The sequence below is a fragment of the Fodinibius salipaludis genome, from assembly GCF_002287075.1.
GTDB classification, from domain to species: domain Bacteria; phylum Bacteroidota; class Rhodothermia; order Balneolales; family Balneolaceae; genus Fodinibius; species Fodinibius salipaludis.
Map to the genome: position 1 here is coordinate 123,338 of NZ_NSKE01000009.1, position 23,974 is coordinate 147,311.

Annotated in this window: 17 protein-coding genes and 1 pseudogene; 11 read left to right on the top strand and 7 right to left on the bottom strand. The window is 43.3% G+C overall.

Annotation, left to right across the window (positions count from 1 at the left end; translation table 11 throughout):
- Positions 1–92: 92 nt before the first annotated feature.
- From CK503_RS12885 to CK503_RS12915, 7 genes are all read left to right on the top strand, one after another.
- Complete coding sequence (locus CK503_RS12885) at positions 93–2,366, top strand: TonB-dependent receptor (protein WP_095607240.1); 2,274 nt, start codon at positions 93–95, stop codon at positions 2,364–2,366.
- A 2-nt stretch (positions 2,367–2,368) separates the two neighbouring features.
- Positions 2,369–3,253: a DUF4249 family protein gene (locus tag CK503_RS12890; protein WP_095607241.1), complete on the top strand. Its 885-nt coding sequence runs from the start codon at positions 2,369–2,371 to the stop codon at positions 3,251–3,253.
- Between the two features lie 11 nt (positions 3,254–3,264).
- Positions 3,265–3,945 (top strand): DUF4159 domain-containing protein, encoded by a 681-nt coding sequence (locus CK503_RS12895; protein ID WP_095607242.1) that lies wholly within the window; start codon positions 3,265–3,267, stop codon positions 3,943–3,945.
- A 128-nt stretch (positions 3,946–4,073) separates the two neighbouring features.
- Complete coding sequence (gene rpiB / locus CK503_RS12900; RefSeq protein WP_095607243.1) at positions 4,074–4,517, top strand: ribose 5-phosphate isomerase B; 444 nt, start codon at positions 4,074–4,076, stop codon at positions 4,515–4,517.
- Between the two features lie 5 nt (positions 4,518–4,522).
- Positions 4,523–5,821 (top strand): serine hydroxymethyltransferase, encoded by a 1,299-nt coding sequence (gene glyA / locus CK503_RS12905; protein ID WP_095607244.1) that lies wholly within the window; start codon positions 4,523–4,525, stop codon positions 5,819–5,821.
- 19 nt (positions 5,822–5,840) lie between these two features.
- The gene (gene tatC / locus CK503_RS12910; protein ID WP_255233421.1) at positions 5,841–6,683 is read left to right on the top strand and encodes a twin-arginine translocase subunit TatC; all 843 of its coding nucleotides are present in this window, start codon (positions 5,841–5,843) and stop codon (positions 6,681–6,683) included.
- A 121-nt stretch (positions 6,684–6,804) separates the two neighbouring features.
- The gene (locus CK503_RS12915; RefSeq protein ID WP_095607245.1) at positions 6,805–7,353 is read left to right on the top strand and encodes an FKBP-type peptidyl-prolyl cis-trans isomerase; all 549 of its coding nucleotides are present in this window, start codon (positions 6,805–6,807) and stop codon (positions 7,351–7,353) included.
- A gap of 15 nt (positions 7,354–7,368) precedes the next feature.
- Here the strand turns inward: CK503_RS12915 and alr are convergent, their stop codons facing one another.
- Both alr and CK503_RS12925 read right to left on the bottom strand, forming a co-directional pair.
- Entirely contained in the window at positions 7,369–8,433 is a 1,065-nt protein-coding gene (alr, locus tag CK503_RS12920; RefSeq protein ID WP_095607246.1) for an alanine racemase, read from the bottom strand.
- 4 nt (positions 8,434–8,437) lie between these two features.
- Positions 8,438–10,036 carry a phytoene desaturase family protein gene (locus tag CK503_RS12925; RefSeq protein ID WP_095607247.1) on the bottom strand — a complete coding sequence of 533 codons (1,599 nt, stop codon included), beginning with the start codon at positions 10,034–10,036 and terminating at the stop codon, positions 8,438–8,440.
- Between the two features lie 107 nt (positions 10,037–10,143).
- On the opposite strand from CK503_RS12925, the gene sppA reads away from it, so the two are divergent.
- The gene (gene sppA, locus CK503_RS12930; protein ID WP_095607248.1) at positions 10,144–11,934 is read left to right on the top strand and encodes a signal peptide peptidase SppA; all 1,791 of its coding nucleotides are present in this window, start codon (positions 10,144–10,146) and stop codon (positions 11,932–11,934) included.
- Between the two features lie 8 nt (positions 11,935–11,942).
- Entirely contained in the window at positions 11,943–12,797 is an 855-nt protein-coding gene (locus tag CK503_RS12935) for an MBL fold metallo-hydrolase (protein WP_095607249.1), read from the top strand.
- A 6-nt stretch (positions 12,798–12,803) separates the two neighbouring features.
- On the opposite strand, the gene rho is transcribed toward CK503_RS12935, so the two are convergent.
- Entirely contained in the window at positions 12,804–14,279 is a 1,476-nt protein-coding gene (gene rho, locus CK503_RS12940; protein WP_095607250.1) for a transcription termination factor Rho, read from the bottom strand.
- A gap of 128 nt (positions 14,280–14,407) precedes the next feature.
- Entirely contained in the window at positions 14,408–15,688 is a 1,281-nt protein-coding gene (locus CK503_RS12945; RefSeq protein WP_095607251.1) for a bifunctional folylpolyglutamate synthase/dihydrofolate synthase, read from the bottom strand.
- 83 nt (positions 15,689–15,771) lie between these two features.
- Between CK503_RS12945 and CK503_RS12950 the strand changes: the two genes are divergently transcribed.
- Complete coding sequence (locus CK503_RS12950) at positions 15,772–16,857, top strand: quinone-dependent dihydroorotate dehydrogenase (protein WP_176466311.1); 1,086 nt, start codon at positions 15,772–15,774, stop codon at positions 16,855–16,857.
- Here CK503_RS12950 and porW read toward each other — a convergent pair.
- Together porW and pyk are read right to left on the bottom strand one after the other, a co-directional pair.
- Positions 16,854–19,436 (bottom strand): type IX secretion system periplasmic lipoprotein PorW/SprE, encoded by a 2,583-nt coding sequence (porW, locus tag CK503_RS12955; protein ID WP_141239935.1) that lies wholly within the window; start codon positions 19,434–19,436, stop codon positions 16,854–16,856. The genes CK503_RS12950 and porW overlap by 4 nt on opposite strands.
- A 21-nt stretch (positions 19,437–19,457) precedes the next feature.
- A complete protein-coding gene (gene pyk / locus CK503_RS12960; RefSeq protein ID WP_095607253.1) occupies positions 19,458–20,891 on the bottom strand; it encodes a pyruvate kinase in 1,434 nt (477 codons plus the stop codon).
- Between the two features lie 237 nt (positions 20,892–21,128).
- Between pyk and CK503_RS12965 the strand changes: the two genes are divergently transcribed.
- Positions 21,129–22,568 carry a GWxTD domain-containing protein gene (locus CK503_RS12965; protein ID WP_255233422.1) on the top strand — a complete coding sequence of 480 codons (1,440 nt, stop codon included), beginning with the start codon at positions 21,129–21,131 and terminating at the stop codon, positions 22,566–22,568.
- Between the two features lie 260 nt (positions 22,569–22,828).
- On the opposite strand, the pseudogene CK503_RS16480 reads toward CK503_RS12965, so the two are convergent.
- Positions 22,829–23,974: pseudogene (locus tag CK503_RS16480) on the bottom strand (IS256 family transposase); the annotation flags it as partial.

A 23,974-nucleotide genomic window follows, 5' to 3' on the forward strand; every position in this document is an offset into this window, starting at 1 on the left:
TGAATCCGTTTTTTGTAAAAATTCCACAACAATTTTTCGGTAAATCTTTTACTTCTCTTACTTTATGCAATGATAATTACTATTTATAAACTATGGCTGATCGAGGCGTGAAAAAACTACTGACCGTGCTGGTTATTTTTCTATCAGCACAATTTACCTATGGACAACAATCTGCTTCGGTTAATGGATATATTTCTGACGCCGAAACAGGTGAAACACTTATTTCGGCTAATATTGCACTGAAAGACAGTCGCAAAGGCACCTCATCAAACACCTCAGGATACTTTTCCCTAACAGATATTGCCCCCGGAACATATACTATTGTTGCAACTTACGTAGGTTATCAACGGTACGAGCAGGAGATAACCCTTGAACCGGGACAAAGTTTACGCCTTGATATTGACCTTGATCCGGAAGGAGTTCGACTTGATGAAGTAGTCGTTGAATCAGAGCGTGAAAAAGAAGAACAACGCAATATTGGTATTGCTCAAATGCAGACCAAGCTTATCAAAGAATTACCCTCTGTGCTTCAATCTGATGTCTTTCGATCCCTTCAGCTGCTGCCGGGCGTAAAAGCAGCATCCGACTTTTCCAGTGGGTTGTACATTCGCGGGGGAAGTCCCGACCAAACCCTAATCTTACTCGATCGCACTACTGTTTACAATCCTTCACACTTTTTTGGCTTTTTCTCAACATTCAACCCGGATGCTGTTAAAGATGTGCGTCTCTATAAAGGGGGCTATCCGGCCAAATATGGTGGTAGACTCGGATCGGTACTTACGATATTCAATAAGGATGGAAACAGAAATGAATTTGAGGGATCGGTTTCGGTAGGACTGCTCTCTTCTCGCGCTTCCATCGAAGGACCCTTCGAAAAAGGATCTTACATGCTGGCTGTTCGCCGCTCTACCCTTGAACCGGTACTTGCCATACTACAAAATACAAGTGAAAACATTCCCGACAGCTTTTACTTTCTCGATGTCAACGGTAAAGTCAATTACGATGCCAATCAAAACAATAAAATTTCACTGGCTTTTTATACCGGGACTGATAATCTAAAATTTCCCTTTAGTACCGATGCAGGTATTAATCTAAATTATGGGAACCAGACCCTCAGCTCAACGTGGACCCATATTTTCTCTGACAACGTATTCTCTAACTTTACGGTAACGGGTTCGCGATATTTTAACTACCCTACTATAAACCTTGCTTCTACTCCCATTGAGCGCTCTAACAACATTTATGATTTTTCACTCAAAGGTGATATCGAATACCTTCCCAACGACAATCATGAGATTTCTACCGGTTTCTGGATGGGAAACTTAACATTAAAATTACAGGACAGCTTTGACGGTGAAGATACATTCAGTTCACGAATACAAACGCAGTACGGCTCGTGGTATATTCAGGATAAATGGGATATATCAGACCAATGGACTGCTACTCCCGGATTGCGAGTAGCCGGTTTTAGCGAGGGACAGTACCTGAGGCTTGAACCCCGCATGTCGCTGGAATATCGTCCCATCGATCGCATCCGCTTGCAGGGAGCATATGGCCGATACAATCAGTTTTTGACCCTGATTTCTAATGAAGCTTTCACCGGGTTTGATGTCTGGCTCACTACCGACGACGGCGTCCCTCCCGCTTATGGCAATCAATATGTGGTAGGAGCTAAAACAATTCCGTGGGAAGGCTATGGTCTGGATTTGGAACTTTACTATCGTTCGATGAACGATTTGTTTGAACTGGATCCTTTTATAACAGATCAAGCCGGATTACCCTACAATGAAATCTTCCGTTTTGGGGAGGGATATGCGTATGGAGCTGAACTTTATTTTGAACGACAAGTTGGCCGACTAACAGGATTTGCCGGATACACCTTCAGCGTAACAAGACGAAAATTTCCCAATTTTAACGATCCGATTTCTAATCAAGGTACGGCCCGTTATTATCCACCAAAGTACGATCGCATCCATGATCTCAACATTGTTTTGCAATACGATATTAGCTCGCGATGGTCAACAACAGTAAGCTTTAATTATGCCACCGGACAAGCCTACACCAAGCCGCTGGGTCGAACAACCGCTTTTGATGTTCCAACCTCGGGCCTCAACTATGACCAACTCATTGTGGGACGCGTTAACGCATCGCGTCTGCCCGATTATAACCGACTGGATTTCAGTTTTAGTCGAAAGGGCACTTTTTTTGGGATGGGAGAAGCCGAATGGCAATTTCAAGTCATAAATGCCTACTCTCGACGCAACGTCTGGTTTTATAATTACGATCTAAATGAAAATCCCGCAGAACGCGAAGCCATAACCCTGCTCCCCATTTTACCAACCCTTTCATACACCGTAGAATTTTAAGCATGAAAAAAATAATACCCATATTAACGTTCTTAGTAATCTTGTCCGGGTGCGAACTCTACGAGCAGGATGAATACCAGGAATACTATGTCGTAGAATCATATTTAGTTGCTAACGATACCCTTCAGCAAGTTCGACTTTCAACAACGAATCCTATTGACGAAACCTATCGATTTGAGGATAATACCGTTTCTGGTGCAACGGTAGAAATACAGCGGTTACATTCTGACAGTTCTGTCGCCGAGCAGTACCAATATCAAGAACAACGACCGGGGATCTATACTCCGGTTGATAATATAACTATCCAAGACGAACAGTTATACCGCCTGCAGGTAACAACCCAAAACGGAGATGAAATTTCTTCTACCACATATGTTCCGGGAGATTTTGAAACCGTTAATGAACTGGAATCCAGTTATGTATATCAAGGCGAACAACAGGTTGAACTCACGACCACTCCAAGCTCCTATATTACTGATCGCCAAACCTATTTTGTTTTTACTATTAATGCGTTAGATACAAGTCTCAATAATTTAACACCCTTTTATGCCGACCAAGTAGATGACGACGAAACCGATATTGAGGAGTATTATGTTAATTCATCGGGCATCGTCAATGAGGGGAACTTTGATCAAAATCCCGACAACGGTAACATTACACTGCGTTTACCTTGGTTAGCCGTTGCCTTTTATGGCTCTAATAATATAATTGTGAATACCATAGATGATAACCTCTATGATTTTCTCAGATCACACGATACACAATCAGGAGGCACTACTTTATCACCCGGTGAAATTCAAAATATTCGATATAATGTGAATGGCGGGATTGGTATCTTTGGAAGCATGGCCAGTGATACCAGTAGCACCTTTATTACTCGACCATAATTTACCAACTGATGTTTTCTAACATTCTCAAATATATACTGTTATTTGTTTTAGCCACCAGTTTGGCCTGTCCTATCTTTGCACAGGAGTCCGAATCGTTCAACCTTGCACGTATAAAATACAGTGGCGGCGGCGATTGGTATAACAATCCGTCAGCTTTACAGAACCTTGCTGAATTTGCCCGTCAACAGGTGCCCATGGCTATTAATCCCGAATACGACGATGTCGATATTGGCAGTCCCGACCTTTTTACCTATCCCTTTGCTTTTTTAACGGGCCACGGTACCATCACCATAAACCAAGCCGAAGCATCAAACTTGCGAACATATCTGCAAAACGGCGGATTTCTTTATGTTGATGATGACTACGGACTGGATGAACATTTTCGAGACATGATTAACAAAGTATTTCCCAATGAAGAGCTCATCGAACTTCCTTTTGATCATCCGATCTACCACCAAGCTTTCGAATTTCCCAATGGGCTCCCCAAAATCCATGAACACGATGGTAAGCCGCCCCAGGGATTCGGCATTTTTTTAGAAGGCAGGCTGGCCGTATTCTATACATACGAAACGAACTTAGGGGATGGTTGGACAAATCCCGATGTACATAATGATCCTGCTGCGGTCAGAGAAAAAGCTCTCCAAATGGGCACAAACATCCTAATATATGCCCTCACGAGCGGTCGGTAGTTATGTCAGAACCGTATTCTCTTTTCTGTATGAATAGAGAAGAAATATATTACGATCAGTCCCTTTTTAATAAGTCGCAATTTACGGATATTTAACCAACCCATAATTCAATCAAATCTCTTGTAATTATGATCATTCCAATAGCCAGCGACCATGCCGGTTTTGAGGCCAAAGAGAAAGTCAAGACATGGCTCGAAGAAATGGATCACATGCCTGTTGATTTTGGGACTCACTCTGATGAGTCTGTTGATTATCCCGAATTTGCTGTACAAGTAGCCGAGAAAGTTAATGAAGGTGAACACGATAAGGGTATTCTTATTTGCGGAAGCGGACAGGGTATGTGTATGACGGCCAATAAGTATAAGAACGTTCGCGCCGCCCTGGTATATGATGATAATTCAGCAAAAATGACCCGACAGCATAACAACGCGAATATTTTATGCCTGCCGGGCCGAGGGCTTAGTGAAGAAAAGCTAAAAAAGATTGTCAAAATTTGGTTGAATACTGATTTCGACGGCGGCCGTCATGAACGTCGCGTTAACAAAATTCACGATCTAACTAATAAAGAGTAACATTTATGCAATCTCTACCTGATCAAGATTCTGAGGTATATCAACTTTTAGCCGACGAAAAAGAGCGCCAAAATGATAATTTGGAACTTATTGCTTCCGAAAACTTTGCTTCGCGAGCAGTCATGGAAGCAATGGGATCGACGCTGACCAATAAGTACGCCGAGGGATTGCCCGGAAAACGATATTACGGCGGCTGTGAAGTGGTAGACAAAGTTGAAGAACTTGCCCGCGAACGAGCAAAAAAACTTTTTGGAGCATCCTGGGTAAATGTACAACCACACTCGGGAGCACAGGCAAATGCCGCAGTCTATCTTACTTTTATGGAACCCGGTGAAACCCTCTTGGGTCTCGATCTTTCGCACGGCGGACACCTAACGCATGGATCCCCTGTCAACTTTTCCGGAATTCTGTATAACTCTGAATTCTATGGCGTTGACAAGGAAACCGGCCGCATAGATCTGGAAGAAGTTCGCAAAAAGGCTAAAGAAGTCCAGCCAAAACTCATTTCGATCGGGGCCTCAGCTTATCCCCGTGATTTTGACTACAAGGCATTTCGCGAAATTGCTGATGAAGTTGGAGCCTATCTATGGATGGATATGGCCCACACTGCCGGACTTATCGCCGCTGGCTTGCTAAAGAATCCTCTGCCTCACTGCCACGTTGTTACCACCACCACGCATAAAACCTTGCGCGGTCCGCGTGGTGGGATGATCTTGCTTGGAGAAGACGGAGAAAACACGCTGGGCGTAACGGCTCGAAAATCAGGGCGAACAAAAAACTGGAGTGAAATACTCGACTCCGGTGTATTCCCGGGAACACAAGGCGGTCCGCTCATGCATGTAATCGCATCAAAAGCCGTTTCTTTTAAAGAAGCACTGCAGAACGATTTTAAATCATATCAGAAGAAGGTGCAAAAAAATGCCAAAGCAATGGGTGATGCCTTCATGGAGATGGGCTATAACCTGGTAAGCAACGGTACCGACAATCATCTCATCCTCGTTGACCTGCGCAACAAAGGGTTAACAGGCAAAGTTGCCGAAGAAGCGCTGGAAAAAGCTAACATCACGCTGAATAAGAATATGGTGCCCTTCGACACCGAAAGTCCGTTTGTAACTTCGGGTATTCGTATTGGTTCGCCAGCCATGACCACCCGCGGATTTGGAACTAACGAGTTTAAAACAATTGCTAAGCTTATCGACAAAGTACTGCAAGATCCGGAAAATGAATCCGTCATCGAGGAGGTGAAAGGAGAAGTTTCCGAGCTCTGTGATGCATTTCCACTATACGATTTTGTAACTGCTTAGTAATTGTCCCATAATTTTTATGACTGAAGAACGCCAAATAATGACCGGGGATTTACCCGAAGCCAAAAAACCTAAAGATCGAACCGCCAGCATGTCGTTCCTGGATCATCTCGAGGAACTGCGTTGGCGACTTATTAAAGGTCTTGGCGGGATTGGCGTAGGGATGATCATCGCTTTTTTCATGGGCGATTTCCTTGTTGCCGAAGTAATGCTGGGGCCCACCCAATCGAACTTTTTTGTGTATCAGCTTCTTGGCATTGATGCCATCGATCTCACCATCCAAAGCCGAAAACTACCCGGACAATTTTTTACATACTGGGGCACGCTTATTGTCTTTGGAGGTATTTTAGGTTCTCCCATTCTCTTTTATCAACTCTGGTCATTTATAGAACCGGCCATGGAAAAATCAGAAAAATGGAAGTCCATCGGCCATAGTGCTTTCATCACCTTCTTTTTTCTGTTGGGCGTCGCATTCGGATACTTCATTCTTGTGCCCTTTGCCCTTCAGTTTTTTAGCCAATTTCAAATATCTGATGCCATCCACAACGATTTTGATATCAACGAGTATTTTAGCTCCCTCACAATGTGGGTACTATCATGTGGTATCATCTTTCAACTACCGGTATTAAGCTATTTCTTTTCTAAATTCGGACTACTTACTCCCGAGTTTTTAAAACAATACCGTCGACATGCCATCATTTCCTGCTTCGTTCTATCCGCCTTTTTGACGCCCCCTGATCCTGTTTCACAAATACTCATAGCAATTCCGTTGGTGTTACTTTTCCAACTTTCTATATGGATCAGTAAATTAGGGGTACGCAAACGCAACAAAGAGCTGGAACAAGCGTTTAGTGAAAGGTAAAGAGGTAAAAATTGTATTTTCCCCTGCACTGTAAATACGTTACCTTTAACGCTATTAAAATAAGCGTATACAGAATTTGTCACGACCACAATAGAATCAGATTTTAATCAGTTTCAAATCAATGAGATTTTTTAGAAAATCATCTTTTCTGCTGTTTATACTACTCATTTCTTCAGCACTTATTATTCAAAGCTGTGATGATAAGAACAACCGTCCAACCGGACCGGATTACAGCAATGTACCTGAACCCTATAACATTTCGAATGCTGATACAACGTACACCAAAGAAGGTGGGGTTGAGATTTATGTGATCGAAGAGGGAGAATGCCCCGGCGGTAATGAAGAATTTTGTACGGTTACCCCTCGTGATCAAATAGGTGTAAGGTATACAGGACGTATTTTTGAAGAAGGAACTATTTTTGAAAGTACTTTTGCTGATAGTAATACCACGTCTGCCCTTATCACAAATCTAACTTCCAATTCAACACAGCAACAACAAGCACAAATTGAAGGGTTTCGACGAGGCCTGTTAGGGATGAAAGAGGGTGAAAAAAGAGTCATTGTTGTCCCACCATCATTGGGATATGATAACAGCCGACCGGGTGTTAACGGTATGGATCTACGGGACGAAACTCTTCGTTACGATGTAGAACTAACTGGTATCCGATAAACCAAGTTGCTATCTCTATAAAATATATTCCCTCGGAATCTTGGGATTGATACTTGTCAATATTTCATAAGGAATGGTATTTATTTTTGACGCCCAATCCCGTGCATTATTCTTAGCATAAAGTAACTTAACAGGGGTTTCAGGCTTATACTGATTATCCCCCAGAAAGACCATGCAATAGTTCATTGTTACAGTCCCCACCAGCGGATAGATTTTTCCATCAATACATACCGTCAATTCTTCGGATAAACTCCGCTTGAGACCATCGTCATACCCCACGGGGATAACTCCTAAATTTCCGGCTGCAGGAGCCTGCCATGTTGCCCCATAACTTACCGTGCTCTGCGCATTAATCGGCTTTATTTGTACGAGCTTTGATTTCCACTCAAGTATGGGACTAATTCCATCAATACCTGTTTTGCCGGGTGCATAACCATAAAGTCCAATACCCAGGCGAACCATATCATACTGCTCATTTGAATAAAAAGCGGTAGCACCGGTATTAGCAATATGAGCTGAAAGTTCTTTGGGAAACTGCCTTCGTATATTTGTAAATAGACGATGCTGTTCGGTAACAAAATCCGATCCGGGGCTATCTGCTGTAGCAAAATGACTATACAAACCGGTGCAAAATAGATTTTGATTTTCCTCCACCAATGTCAGAACGCGCTCCGCCTCTTCAGGGTCAAATCCCAAACGTCCCATGCCGGTATCAAAATTGAGGTGATATGAAGTCCCATTGGGCAGCCAATCGAAATGTTCTTTGGCACTCACCGTAGCCGTCAAATTATGCACCCTGTACTGTGATGCTGTTGTTTTCTGCGGAACTTCGAAAACGAGAATAGGCTTTGTTATATCTTGCTTCCGCAGCTCGATGCCTTCATGGATATCATTAACGGCAAAAGCATCTACCATGGGCTCCAACGTACCAGCTACCTCTACAGATCCATGACCGTAAGCATCGGCCTTTACTACAGACATGACACGAGTGTCTTCATCTAAATAAGAGCGTAGCGTTCGTAAGTTTTGCTTGAGCTGTGAAAGATTAATTTCAACTATTGAATTCGATTTCTGAATCATACCATTAAAAATTGAACCAGGATTTCTTTTTATCTTTCAAAATTACGTTTGCAGCATTGTAACCCGCTGCACCAAAAACGCCCCCTCCCGGATGACATGATGCCGATGATAAATACAAATTCTCTATGGGCGTTTTATACTCACTCATCTCAGGAATAGGACGAAACATAAACATCTGATCAAAACTCATCTCTACGTGCATTACATTACCACGCAACAACCCATGCTTTCGTTCAATATCAAGGGGTGATTGTATATACCAATCGATGAGCTTGTCATCCATATTGGGTGCATAGCGCGTAACCACATCATAAATTTTTTGAGCTTCCCGTTCCCGAATATCATCCCAGTGTAAGCCATCCTGTAACTCATAGGGATGCCACTGCGCCCACGCAAAAAGGGTATGTCCCCCGCTTGGTGCCACATCAGGATCAATCTGCGAAAATGTCATTGCCAGCACCGCTGGATCCGTTGGAGGCCTTTTCTGTAGGTAATCGCCAATCGCATTGTTCATATACTGAACCGATGGCGCCAACAGCTGCATTCCGTTATGGATATAGGGATCATCAGGACAGGCGGTATAGCGAGGCAGCTCCTCCACGGCACAGCGAACAACCATCCCAAAACCATTACCGACATTGATATCCTCCACCTTTGCATAGGTAGAACTGGGAAGGTGGTCACGGCCTACCAGTTTCATCATGGTCGTTTGCACGTGAGCATTTGAAATGATAGTATCGGCTCGATATTCTTCTCCTTCTGTCAGAACACCCAGTGCTTTTCCATCTTCAATAATAATTTCTTCAACAGGAGATCCGGTAATAATTTCTCCGCCATGTGCTTCAATTAATCGTGCCATCGCCTGTGTTAACATACCACTGCCTCCACGCGGATGCTTGGCTCCACTCTGGTGCAACATCGACTGCCAGCCGGCAAAATCGCCCGTAGCGGGATGATCGGGCGTAGGCCCCGACTGTGCCGCAAACCAGGTCAATGCCGCCTTCATATGCGGATTTTCAAACGCATCATCAACCACTTTCCCGTAACTACTCAGTATTTTCTGAAGACCGCCAAGCTGTTTCCCTTTTTCGAACATTCCTCCATCACGAATCTGTCCCTTGGCAACCTCGGTAACAATATTTTTTCCGCTGGGCGGAACCATAAATGCTTTTAAAACCCCCTTGTTGATGCGTCCCCAGAATTCCACAAACTCCCGATAATTCTCAACATCTTCGGGTGCTACCTTGGCAATGGAATCCAAGGTACGTTCCAGATCCTTAAAAAAATGGATTACGTCCCCTCCCTCCGGCACCGGGTACGACATAATGGGATCCATCTCAATGTACTCCAACCCATACTTTTCCAGCTCGAGCTCTTCCAAAATTCCGGTCTGATGAATCATAATATGAACAGATGACCCAACATCCATCCGAAAACCCTGCGGATATTTCTCTGATTTGAACATCGTCTCGGTACTCACCGCCCCTCCCAGTTGATCCTGACGCTCAATCACTTTCACAGAGTAGCCTTCTTTGGCCAAATAGCAACCTGTAACCAGGCCATTATGTCCTGAACCTATAATTATAACATCTTGTTTAGGCATTGTTTATAACACTCAGTTTTAATAACATACTTCAAAATTTTACGTACAGGGTTTAACAATTCATCACCATAATTAATTCTGAAACAACATACTTGGTTTAAAATTATATGAATTTTTTCAAAACACTTATTGCCGCAACACTGGGTACACTTATCGCACTGCTGCTTATTTTCTTTGTTGGCATTATCACCATTTCAACGAGCTCACAGCAGCCCGAGCCATATATCCAAAGTAATTCCATTCTAAAAATTTCTCTTAGTGGGATGCTACCCAGCCAGGATTCACAGAATCCATTGGATCAACTGTTAAATCAGTCAAACAATGATAAGGTCTCCCTGGAAACATTGAAAGAAAATTTAGCCAAGGCCCAAGTTCATGATAATGTCGAAGGCATCTGGCTTGAAATTGATTTTATGAGTGAAAGCTGGGCAAATCTCCAAGAGGCACACCGGCTAATAAGTGCTTTTCGTGACAGTTCTGACAAGTTCATATACGCCAGCACCAACGACCTCGGTTATAACGAGAAAGGATATTATTTAGCCACGGCAACCGACTCTGTTTTTGCTCCGCCGGAAACATTCTTCGAGTTCGATGGATTTTTCAGCCAGGTGACATTTTTCGATGGAATGTTTGAAAAGCTGGGTATAGATGCCGAAGTCATCCGGCACGGTAAATATAAAGGAGCCGTTGAACCCTTCTTCCGAAAAGATCTATCCGATGAGAATGAATATCAATTAACCCAGATATTGAACCAAACAAGTACCACCTTTTTGGATGCGGTAAGTGCCAAAACCGGTCATTCTACCGAAGAGCTAAACCAATTGCTAAACCGACAACCTAACTTGACAACACAGTTCGGTTTCGAAAATCAGCTTATAGATTCTCTGGTCTATACGGATGAGTTAGTTGCCCATATGAAAAACAGAATAGGCCTTGATGAAAGTGCCTCTATTAAGACCGTAGACTTTGACCGTTATTCAAACGTCACCCCATCCTCAGCCGGACTTTCTACCCCGTCAACTTCAAATAAAATTGCGGTCATATATGCCAATGGCCCTATTATGCCGGATGTCGGTTCTAATTCACCATTTAACAATCAGTCACAGATTACCGTCGATTTTATAGAAGAACAGCTCGAAGAGATCCGCAAGGATGACGACATCAAAGCATTAGTACTGCGTATTAGCAGTCCGGGCGGTTCAGGTAGTACTTCTGATGCGATCTGGCGAAAGCTACAAGAAACCAAGAAAGAGATCCCGGTCATTGTTTCCATGGGGGGCGTTGCAGCTTCCGGCGGGTATTATATTGCCATGGCCGGCGATTCTATTGTTGCAGAACCAACAACTATTACCGGATCCATAGGAGTATTCGGTACAAAATTTAATACCAAACAGTTAATGAATGAAAAGCTGGGTATTACCTTTGATGAGGTTAAAACCCACGAACATGCTGACTGGCTACTACCTACACGGGAGTTTACGGCCTCCGAGGAGAAAGCATTTCAACAGTATATCGATAGCTTTTACCAAACTTTTATCACCAAAGCGGCTGAGGGCCGAGACATGGAAGTTGATGAGATGGACGAACTTGCCCAGGGCCGTGTCTGGGTTGGGGCTGATGCCCATGAAAATGGTCTGGTGGATGAGTTAGGCGGCCTCGAAAAAGCACTGAGCTTAGCAGCTGAAAAAGCCGAAATCAGCGATTACAAAATCGCTAAATACCCTAAGGCTAAAACAATTTACGAAATGTTTATGGGATCAGCTGCAACACAAGCCAAAGCCTTGCTACCTAACAGCTGGTTATTCTCTAACGAGATGCAAAACGTCGAACAACAGTTTTCTGTACTCAAACGTCGCGATGCATTAACATTATTTCCATACGAAATAAGTATTCAATAATCACCGACATGGATATTGGTTCTTTTACGGTAGAAGTCCTGAGCGAAGGGCATTTTGAGCTTTTCAAAGATGGACATATTAACCGATCCGCGAGAACTTCACATTCGGGGTTAAAACCGAAAGATCCCAGCAATAGCCACACGGCTATGGTTGGGATCAATCCCATTTTAGTACAATCGGGCAACCAAAACATTCTGCTCGATACCGGCCTGGGTTGGGGATTGGATACAGGCAGCCAATATACGGACGTTTCCAACGTGTGCACTAATCTACGCATTTTCGGGGCAACACCCGAAGATATTACCCATGTTATCCTAACACATCTTCACTACGATCACGCCGCCGGTTCCTCTTTTACTAATGCGGAGGCAAAAACACAGCCTACATTCCCAAATGCCACCTACTACGTACACCAACAAGAATGGGACTTTGCTCTTGAACAAAGTGAAGGCAAGCAACTTTCCTACAGCGAACGCTACCGTTTGGATGATTTTTACCGATTAGTCAGTGATGGCCGAGTCACCTTTTTATCGGATGATAGTACGGAAATCATGGAAGGTATTACTGTTGTAAAAACAGGTGGACATACGCCCGGACATCAAATTGTGATGCTCGAAAGCGGTGGTGAAAAAGCATACTACCTGGGAGATTTACTGCCGAACGAATATCAGCTTAATGACTATAGCATGGAAAAAGCAGATATTTACAGTCTGGAAGCCAAGAAAAAGAAAGTTCAGCTTCTGCAACAAGCCTGTGATGAAAAAGCCCTGTTACTTTTCTATCACTCCGGGAATGGACAAGCAGGTCATCTGTTCAAAGATGAGGATAAAAAATATGTATTGGCTAAACAGCTTCCCTTATAGGGATTGCTATTTGTTCATGGAAAGCAAGAATTCTTCGTTGTCTTCGGTTCCCTTCATCTTATCAAGGACAAATTCCATCGCTTCAAAGCTATTCATGCGGTTCAGGTAACGACGCAGGAGCACTACTTTCTCATGCTCCGCTTCCGGTACGATGAGCTCTTCGCGCCGTGTTCCACTCTTAAAGATATCCATTGCCGGATAAATTCTGCGCTCAGAAAGATTACGGTCGAGCACAATCTCCATGTTACCAGTACCTTTAAACTCCTCAAAGATAAGATCGTCCATGCGAGAACCGGTCTGAACCAGCGCTGTAGCAAGAATGGAAAGGCTACCACCATTTTCAATATTACGAGCCGAGCTAAACAGCTGGCGTGGCGCTTTTAGTGCTTCTGAATCTATACCACCGGACATTGTTCGCCCCGACGACGGCTGACAAATGTTATATGCACGCGCCAATCTCGTGATAGAGTCCATTAGAACTAATACATCGTGGCCACTTTCTACAAGGCGCTTACTTTTTTCAAAAACGATCTCGGAAAGGCCGATATGATTTTCCGGTTTTTCATCAAAGGTGGATGCTACCACTTCTGCATTTTCTACGCTCCGCTCCATTTCGGTTACTTCCTCCGGACGCTCGTCAATGAGCAGGATAATAATCTTTGTCTCAGGATTATTCTTATTGACAGCATTTGCGATATTACGCAGTATAGTCGTTTTACCCGTTTTTGGTTGTGCTACAATGAGGCCACGCTGTCCCTTCCCCATCGGTGCAAACAGATCCAAAGATCGTGTAGTATATTCTGACGGGCTATGCTCCAGCTTGAAGCGTTCTTCGGGATAAATCGGCATAAGGTCTTCAAAATCCTCACGATTATCCATGTCATGAGGAATTTTTCCATTTACCCCATCCACACGCAGAAGGGCAAAATATCGCTCTCCTACTTTTGGCGGACGGATAATTCCAATCACACAATCCCCTTGCCGAAGTCGAAAACGCTTTATCTGGGAAGGTGATACATAAATATCATCGGGACTGGCCTTGTAATTATAATTCACCGAACGTAGAAACCCATACCCATCGGGCAAGATTTCGAGCGTCCCCTCCTGTATCAGATATGGCCCCAACTTCGGCTGAATTTCAGCCAACCGCTCATCAAGTGTTGGTGCATCCGATTCCGGCAAGATATCGTGGACACTTTTTTTCTTCTTTTTCTTGCCCCGATTATTGTCAGAATGCCCGGAATTATTTCGGCTATTGTTATTATTAGACGGTTGATCATTGGAATCCGTATCCAACTCTCCCCGAGCTCTCGCTTTATCACGTACTGATTGTGTAATACGATTGATCAATTCTTGCTTTCGCAAGTCTGAAACCGAACTTAATCCCTGTTCGCGGGCTAAATAACGAAGTTCCTTAACTGTTTTTTCCTGAAGAGTATCTATTTCTTCAAGAGAAACTCCATCGGTTTGGTAATCCGACATAATCTTCTTCTATCTATTTAAATATGAAAATGGGTTACGATGAATAAAATGATCCTATAATCTTTTGTCAGAAGCTGTAGAGAATAGATCTACGCTGTAAAAAGGGAGCAAATTCAGGTAGATATGAATTATTGGTTTAAAGCAAAAGTTGAAACCCAGTCCCGAACTGTTTCATAAAAGTAAAAACTTCCTGAAAAAATTACTAATTCCGAATCAAAATCGTCTTGCATCAATTCTTTTCGATTTTCATCAGAAGCAGGAAAGGGAATTGCCTTAGGCAACCACTGCTTAATATCGTCAAAAGTTGCTGCCCGTTCAAGGCTTAACGGATAATAATAGATATTTTTGAATTCTAAAAATTCTGTCATCACTTCCTTTCGAATTTTATCTCTCATCAGTGAGAGTACCAACGTAGCATTTTCAATATTCCCCACTGTGTTAACTGATTTTTTTAAAGCCTTTACGGCCTCTTGGTTATGCCCCCCGTCGAAATACCACTGCTGACCATCAATAAGTCGTTCAAACCTTCCAAAGCCGGCATTAACACGCCTCAGGCCACTGGTAAAGTAGTCTTCTGTGATTATATACTTTTCTTTAATTATCGAACAAATTTTCCATACAATCGCAATATTTTTTGCCTGTATGGGCGAAATTAAATTGCTTGAAATATCCATTATTGTATCATTAACCGCTAAACCGTAACGGCCGGGATTAAGACATTTCGGATTTAAATCATCAATTGTAAATAACGGGCACTCTTTCTGTTCGGCGATCTTAACAATTTCGTGTCGTGCTTTCTTAGGCAGATCTCCTATTATTACAGGACGGCCTTCTTTTATAATACCCGCCTTTTCTCGGGTGATATCAGTAATACTGTCTCCAAGGATATCGGTATGATCCAGCGAAATGCTGGTTATCACACTTACCATAGGATCGATGATGTTAGTAGCATCTAACCGCCCGCCGAGTCCCACTTCAATACAAGCTACATCTACTTTCGAACGTGCAAACCACCAAAAGGCAATGGCTGTACTTATCTCAAAATAGGTTAATGTATACTCTTCAATGTTATCAACATACGTATTGAAAAACACCAGAAGATCCTCATCTGAAATAACATCATCATTAACCCGAAAACGCTCGTTAAACGTAATAATATGCGGTGAGGTATACACTCCTACCTTATAGCCTCCCTCCTGCAATACAGAAGCCAATATATTGCATGTGCTCCCCTTTCCATTCGTGCCTCCCACATGGATAGAATCAAATTCTTTGTGTGGATTACCAATGACATCACAAAAGTTTCTAAAACGGGATAAATCAAATTTCGCAGCAGAAGATCCCCGGGATTGAAATTTAGGTATGCTTTCGAGATACTCCTGAACGGATTTGGAAGAAGTAAAACGCATTACGCTTTAATTAATCGTTTTAATTTCGTTCTTAGAAAAAAGCTCTTTACTTTGCCGAGGCGAAATAGGGACAGTTCTATATTATGATTTATAATTCGTTGGTGAAATCACTTTTATTCAAGCTTGACGCTGAGCAAGCCCATTCTACCATTCACCGTTTTGCTGAGACAGCATCGGATAGTGGAATGTTAAAAGCCCTGGCAAAGAGTATCTACAATTATCAATCTGCAAAATTAAGTCAACAAATATGGGGATTAACCTTTAGAAATCCTATTGGACTTGCCGCAGGTTTCGATAAAAATGGAGAAATTCCTGAAATTATGGAAGCCTTGGGCTTCGGCTTTGTAGAAATTGGCAGCATTACCGCCAATCCCAATACCGGAAATCCCAAGCCCCGATCCTTTCGTCTGCCCAAGGACCGGGCAATTATCAACAGGATGGGATTGAATAATGACGGGGCTCAAACGGTCATAAAACGCCTGAAAAATAAAGAGCTGTCCATACCACTGGGCGTTAATATTGCCAAAACACATGATCCCAAAATCATGGGCGATGCAGCCATTCAGGACTATGTACAAAGCTTCAACGAGGCCAAAAAAGTAGCCGACTATATTACGGTCAATATTTCGTGTCCCAATACCGCAGAAGGCAAGACTTTTGAAGACCCCTCGGCTTTGGATGAGCTGCTGTCAGCCCTAAAAATACGTGATGATGCTCGCCTCGTACCCACAACCGTAAAATTTTCTTCTGATCTTACCAAAGATCAGCTGTTACAGCTCTTAGAAATATGTGAAGACCATCGCATCCACGGATATGTCGCGTGCAACACTTCCTCGTCGCGTGAAGGCTTACAAACAAGTAAAGCAAAGCTTGACAATATTGGTCGCGGCGGTCTCAGCGGAAAGCCTATCGCCAACAAAAGTGTTCAAATTGTTGAATGGATCAGCGAAGCAACCAAAGGACAAAAGCCAATTATTGGCGTTGGCGGTATTGATAATTTCAGTACGGCCCTAAAGATGATATTAGCCGGAGCAGATTTACTACAGGTATATACCGGCCTTATTTACAAAGGACCCGGACTGGTCAAGTCAATCAACCGTCAGCTGTTACACGAGTTAGATGAGCTGAATATCAAATCCATCCATCAGCTGGTTAAAGCATTCGACTAACGCTGAATGGGAAAAGATACCCGGCATGTGATTTCGTCGGGTGCCTCATCTGCCTCCAACGGAGCAAACTGCAGGTGTTGCTCAAAGGCTTCTTCAAAAGCCTCTTCGATACCCAGCGAAGTTTTTTGTGAAATTAACTCATAGGATTTGACTTCTCCCTGCTTTGTCACTGTAAATGAATAGATCATCTTCCCCGACAACGAAGTTCCCTCTAACTTTTCAGGATAAGTAACCTGCGATAAAAACGATGCCATGCCGGGCTCTACACTCAGCGAGATCCCCAAATCTTTGCAGGTCGTTTTTTCTTGTGATGCTGACCGGTGCTCCTCTAACACCTTCTTTAACTTATTCACTCTCTGCTGTTGTTCGGCATTGGGGAACGTAGTATCAAACTGATGGATGGCAAATCGCACACTGTCCCAGGCAGCACCCGAAAATTGCAGCTGTTGTTCTGAGGCGGCTGATATTGTAACCGAATCAACCCTTGCCGAATCACTCAAATCATCCGATAAAGAACGTTTGTAGGTAGAGTCAACAAATCCGCTGCCATTTTTAGCCTGTTTTATGTAAGCTTCAATCGACTGATAAAATATATGTGGAGCCAGCTCAGAGGAGCGATTATTCAGTGCTAATTTTCTCAATTTCAACGGTTTCTGGGAGGTCGTATCCTCCAAATTATGATAATACTGGTCTAATAAATTTGTTGTTGTATCCTGCTCAAAAGTACCTCCCAGCCTGACATCTACCCTCTGGGCATATTTTGTTCCAGGATATGTTTTTCTAATCGTTTTTCCCCAATATTGAAGACTATCAGGATTATTTTCGGTAGAAAAGATCTCAAACAGGGAATACATCGCCGGCGGATGCAGTTCTTCGGCAATATCATTTTTGAGAACTTTATGAAAATAATGGCGTGCACTATCGGGCATATTCAGATTCAGGAATAACAGATTACCCAAATTATATTGTGCATTGGCCTTTTCAATTAAAAGCTGATTCTTTTGCTCATCCGTTCGAGGTATGTTCTCAAGGTTCGTTGCTACAACCGACTCTGAGTTATCTGCCCCTTTTTGTAATTGGTCCCGGGCTGTCTCAAAATCCTCTTGGCGTTCCGCCCCTCTGATAACTTCTGCTCTCCGCCAGTTGTCAACAAGCGGACGATCCCCCCAACGCAACCTGAACTGTGTTTTATATTGATCTACCAACTCCGCATTTTTGTAGTTTAGGTAACCGTACCTGGTGGGAATCTCGGGAGTGCCCATGCTCTCTTCTCCTGTCATTTCAGCGTTGGCAATAACTGTTGACTCCCCTCCTTCAGCTTCTTCCAGTTCCCGTTTTTTTTGGATTCGTATCGCAGTCAAAGCTGAATCCAACTCCTGTTTCGTGAGGGAACCCAGCTTCAACAAACTATCCGCTCGTGTTATCGACTTTTGCAGTTCGGTATATTCGCCATATGTCTCTGCTAATTCTTCCGGATTGTCTTCATTCGTATCGGATCGAGAAGAACTTTTAATCGTAGAGGAAGAATCAAAATAAGCAGCTGCAACCTGATACTGATCATATTGATCGCTGTAAATTTTGCCCAACCGAAAGTAAATATCAGCTTGTAACTCGCGTGGTTGTGACTGGCTTTCAGTACCATACAAAAGGTTTTTAAACAGCTTTTCAGCCTGTTTGGGTTCTCCCCTCATCTCATGTGTCTTAGCAATCTCAAATAAAAGTCGCCCCCGACGGTCAAGGTTTTTATCATCGTTTCTCAGCCTTTGAAAGATATCAAGAGCTAAATCAAATTGCTTCTCCTCTCTGGCGATATCGGCCTGTTTGAACTGGGACCAGTAGAGATACTCAAAATCAGGGAAATTATTTTGTACCTCCCCAAAAGCATTATAGGCCTCCCCGTATCGCTCTTTCTGCTCCAACACTTGTCCAAGCAAAAAATACGTTCGCCCAAGCAGCGTTTTATCCCGGATATTTGAGGTTGCATCAAATAAATAGTCAGACGATTCCTCCCAGTTTTCTAACATCGCGTGGTGCTGACCCGCCATCGCTTGTATCTCTCCCCTGTATTTCTGAGGCCACTTGGCGGGATACTGTTCAAGCTCGGATTCCAAGTAACTTATTCCCGATCTATACTGTTTCAAATCAAGCTGCGTTCTTCCTTTCCAGATAACAGCAAACGAAATCATTTTGGGAGAGCTACCGGCATCCATAAGCTCCTCAAATTTTTGTAGTGCCGGATAGAATTCCTGCCGATAATAATATGACTTACCAATAAGAAAAATAGCGTCATCAATCCACTTCGAGTCGGGGAATTCTCTCAATACCTGAGCCCCTTTATTGATCGCATTTTCAAAATCATTATACCCGGCTTTATTGGGACCACGGTGAACACGAACCGGACTGGATGGATCGATAGTAACAGGCTGATTATTGACTTTTTTTAATCCCGCTTTAAAGTTTTCATGAGCGTTATAAAAAGTATTGTAGTAAGCCGTAAAATTATTCCAAGAACTTTTTAGGGAACTCCCACATCCCACTAAAAATATGCCTGTCAACAGTATGAGAAGAAACTTCCTCAATATTCGATCATTAATTTTCTGTTATTCAATCGTACTCACCTTAATCATATTCGTACGACCTTTCTTTGCGATTGGCATTCCCGTGGCAATGATCGCACGATCATCTTTATTCACCAACCCATGATTCTTGAGATGTTCCTCCATCAATTTCACACTCTTGTCGGTATCAAATATCTCATCGATCTTTATAGGTTGTACCCCCCAAACCATTCCCAACTGCTGGCGCACTTCATCGCTCTCGGTAAATGCTACAATAGGAACTCGCGGCCTAAATTTTGCAATACGCCGGGCAGTACTACCAGAATGCGTAATGGTGCTGATAACCTTCGCATCCACATTTTCAGCTAACATTACGCATGAATACGCCAACGATTCGATCACCTGTTTCTCTTTCCACTCCGGTTTGCGATACTCCAGGCTGTTATAGATATGGTCGGCATTCTTTTCAACCAACCCGCAAATTTTGTCCATTGTTCTCACAGATTCCACCGGATAATTTCCCGCAGCCGTTTCTCCGGACAGCATTACTGCATCGGTTCCATCGAGTACCGCATTCGCTACATCTGAACTTTCGGCACGGGTAGGCCGGGGGTTTTCGATCATCGAGTCGAGCATCTGTGTAGCCGTAATGACCGGTTTCCCCGCCTGACGACATTTATCAATAATATTTTTCTGCACCATGGGCACTCTTTCACTGGCAATTTCTATCCCAAGATCACCGCGAGCAACCATAATACCGCTCGACTCCTCAATGATATCATCAATTACTGTTATCGCCTCGGGTTTCTCGATCTTCGCAACAATACCGGCGTTGGAACCTTCGGCTCGAACCCTCGAAATAACCTCCTGAATATCATCCGCAGAACGAACAAAGGACATAGCGACATAATCCACATCCTGCGAAAGAGCATATTCCAGATCTTTGATATCCTTTTCGGTAAGTGAGGCCATCGACAAATCAACATCCGGTAGGTTTAGTCCCTTGCGTGATTTTAACAATCCGCCGACAACGACCTGAGCCACCAACGTGGATTCATTTTTTTTGATCACCTTCAGCTCAAGAAGCCCATCATCAATCAGCAGCCTATTCCCTTCCACGGCATCATCAACCAATCCCTTATAATCAACAGGTATTGTCTCAGAGGTACCTTCAATATCTTCGGTTGTCAGCGTAACATAGTCTCCGGCCTCTACTTCCTGCCCACCCTCTTTCATGTTTCCGATACGGATTTTCGGGCCCTGCAGGTCCGCTAAAATTGGAAGGCTGACTCCGTAACGATCAGCCACCTTTCTTACATTTTGAATAACCTTGCCATTATCTTCGTGCGTGCCGTGAGAAAAGTTAATCCGCGCGATATTCATTCCATTTCTCACCAGCTTATCAATCTTTTCTTCGGTATTACTGCTGGGACCGAGGGTACAGACAATCTTTGTTCGTCGTTCGCTAATACTCATTTAATTCTATTCCTTTACTGTAAAAATTACCTTTCTAAATACGCTGAGAAATGTTTTGCCGTATAAAATAGTTTTATAGAAAAACATATTAATGTATGAAATTATAACTATAAACGTTATCGGATATAGGCAACTCTTTAAAAAAACAGAACTAATACTTTAAAAGTTTTAAGCAATTGGTATATTAAAAATTAGGATTCAATAGGAAGTTATACTAAAACTTTTCAGGTGGATTTTATGAGCACACATTTAAACAAAAAGTGGATCCTTCAGTACGTTTTAATTCTGGGTATCGGGTTGATGGGTTGTGCCAAATCGATGAATCCCGATATTGAGCGCGGCTCAAGCTACAATTTTATAGACGGGTATCCGGAGGGGCGTTTTACCGCCATAGGATTAATTGACGATCAAGGAAATCCAAAAATCGATATTGCTGCCGATATTGTACTGGGAAGTCTAATCTATAATAAAGAGGGTGACAAGTACATTTCTAACGTTACTATTAATGTTCAGATTATCAATCAAACGAACCCTGATAATGTGGTTGGATCTGAACAGTATGAAATTGACATCGAAAGAGAAGATCCCAATATCGTTTACAGTCAGCAGATTCACACCTTTCAGCGGGAAATTGAGGTAGCACCGGGACGATACACCATCAATTTCACGCTCACTGATCAGAGCTCGGATAAACAGATTACGCACTCCACTGAAACCTACCTCCCAAATCCCGAAAATAATGTTTCTAACCTCACGAATATTCGGATGGAAGGGAAAAACATGAGTTCCGAAGATCCATCCTGGTCGCCCATTACCACCTATGACGTACCCGGACGCGTGGATTCATTGAAATTTATATTCCAGGTTACTAATAATAACTCCAGTGAACCACTAACAATAGATTCACAACTGCTCCGCTTCGAATCAGATACCACTTACGCCCGACCGATGCACTATAATAATTATAGTGCATCGAGCATCCAGTACAAAGGCATTGATTATGACGAAGAAGAAGTTATCCAATCTACCCAACGTAAATTAATAGAACCGGGAAATGTACTTATTGAATTCACTTTTGGGGATCAACCGCGTGGCAACTATCGGTTTGAGGTACAGACCAATATTTCATCTGAAGAATCTGGAGAGGCCTATAAAGCCCGAGATTTTGCGGTCAAAAGTAAAAACTATCCCTCCATACAAACAGCACGAGAGCTGGCTCAACCTCTGATTTATCTGATGAAAGAAAAAGAGTATGAAAAGCTTATGGCCATAACCAATACTGATTCGCTAAAGCAGGCTGTGGATCGGTTTTGGTTGAAAAATATTGGGAATAAAGGTCAAGGTCGAAGTGTGATTAAAAAGTTTTACAATCGAGTAGAAGAGGCCAATAAACAGTTTTCAAACTTTAAGGAGGGATGGAAAACAGATCCCGGTATGATGTATATTCTCATGGGGCCGCCCTGGTATGTTGATGAACGGTTAGACGAAATGTACTGGTCTTACTCATACAACCGATCTGATCCGACCCGAAATTTTTACTTCTTTGAACCCCGAAACAAAAACGAGTTCTTTCCTTTTAATCACTACATTCTCAGGCGATCACAATCGTACTTTACCCTGCAGTATCAGCAGATAGATCTTTGGTTATCGGGACTTATTATGCGACGTAATATGTAAAGGTAAAACTTTATTGGCTTACCTGATTGATCAGTAATTTTTTGAAATTAGTTAAAATTTACACTGTTCTGCTTCCAATTTGGCCACGTTAAAGTAAATTAAGGTCAATCAAAAAATCTTTAACAAACTTCAGTACTGTGACATATATAAAATAAAACCCCGGTCCGAAAGATCTTTGCTAAAACTAGGGCTATGGTAAAAACAAAGAAGTACTCGTACCGAGCAAGACGGGTGTGTAAACTAAACTCTGTCTGGTTTGTTTATTTTTCGTGGTTACGGGTTAAGTCCAACGGCAGCCGATCGCCATATCGAATAGCCAGCTGCTGAACAGTTAAGGCCCAGTTTTGCAAGGGCGATGTCCATTTCTTTTCAATGTTTTTAGTGGCTAAATAGACCAGTTTTAGCAGAGCCATATCACTGGTGAACGCGCCTTTGGTCTTGGTGACCTTTCGCAGTTGCCGGTGATAGCCTTCCACCGCATTAGTCGTATATATGAGCTTACGAATCGGCTGGGTATACTGGAAATAGGTTGTTAGCTTCTCCCAGTTGTCCCGCCAAGAGGCGATTACGATCGGGTATTTGGACTCCCATTTGTCAGCTAACTCCTCGAGTGCCAGCTCAGCTAAATCTTTGGTATTGGCTCGGTATACCCGCTTCAGGTCCCGCATAAACTCCTTTTGGTCCTTGCTGGCGACATACTTCAGGGAGTTGCGGATCTGCCGGCAATACAAGACTGCACATCGGCTTTTGGATACACACTCTCAATGGCTTCTTTGAAGCCGGTCAAGTTGTCCGTGCAGGCAATCAGGATGTCCTGGAGTCCTCGGTTCTGCATGTCGGAGAGCACCTGCAGCCAGAAGTTAGCTCCCTCACTCTCCGAGACGTAGCATCCCAGCACCTGCTTGTAGCCATCGCGGTTGATGCCCAGAATATTGTAGAGGGCTTTGTGGGTCACCCGGCCTTCGTCACGCACTTTGTAATGCATGGCATCCAGCCAGACAATACAGTAGACTTCTTCCAACGGACGAGACTGCCAGGCTTTAACCTCGGGAATAATCCGATCGGTAATCTGAGAGAGTACGGTGTGGGAAAGCTCGGTGTCATACATCTCGGAGATATGGGCGCTGATGTCCCGGAAGCTCATGCCCAGCCCGTAGAGGCCGATAATCTTGCCAGAGAGGCTGTCGGCCAACACGGTCTCCCGCTTTTTGATTAGCTGCGGATCAAAGTTGCTTTGACGATCCTGTGGGGTGTCGATCTCGAAAGCCCCCGCTGAACTTTTAATCGTTTTGCGGCCTTTGCCGTTGCGTTTGTTGCCACCTTTGCGCTGCTCGTCGTCCAAATGAGCTTCCATCTCGGCCTGAAGGGCCGACTCAATGAAGCTTTTGAGCATCGGAGCGAAGGCT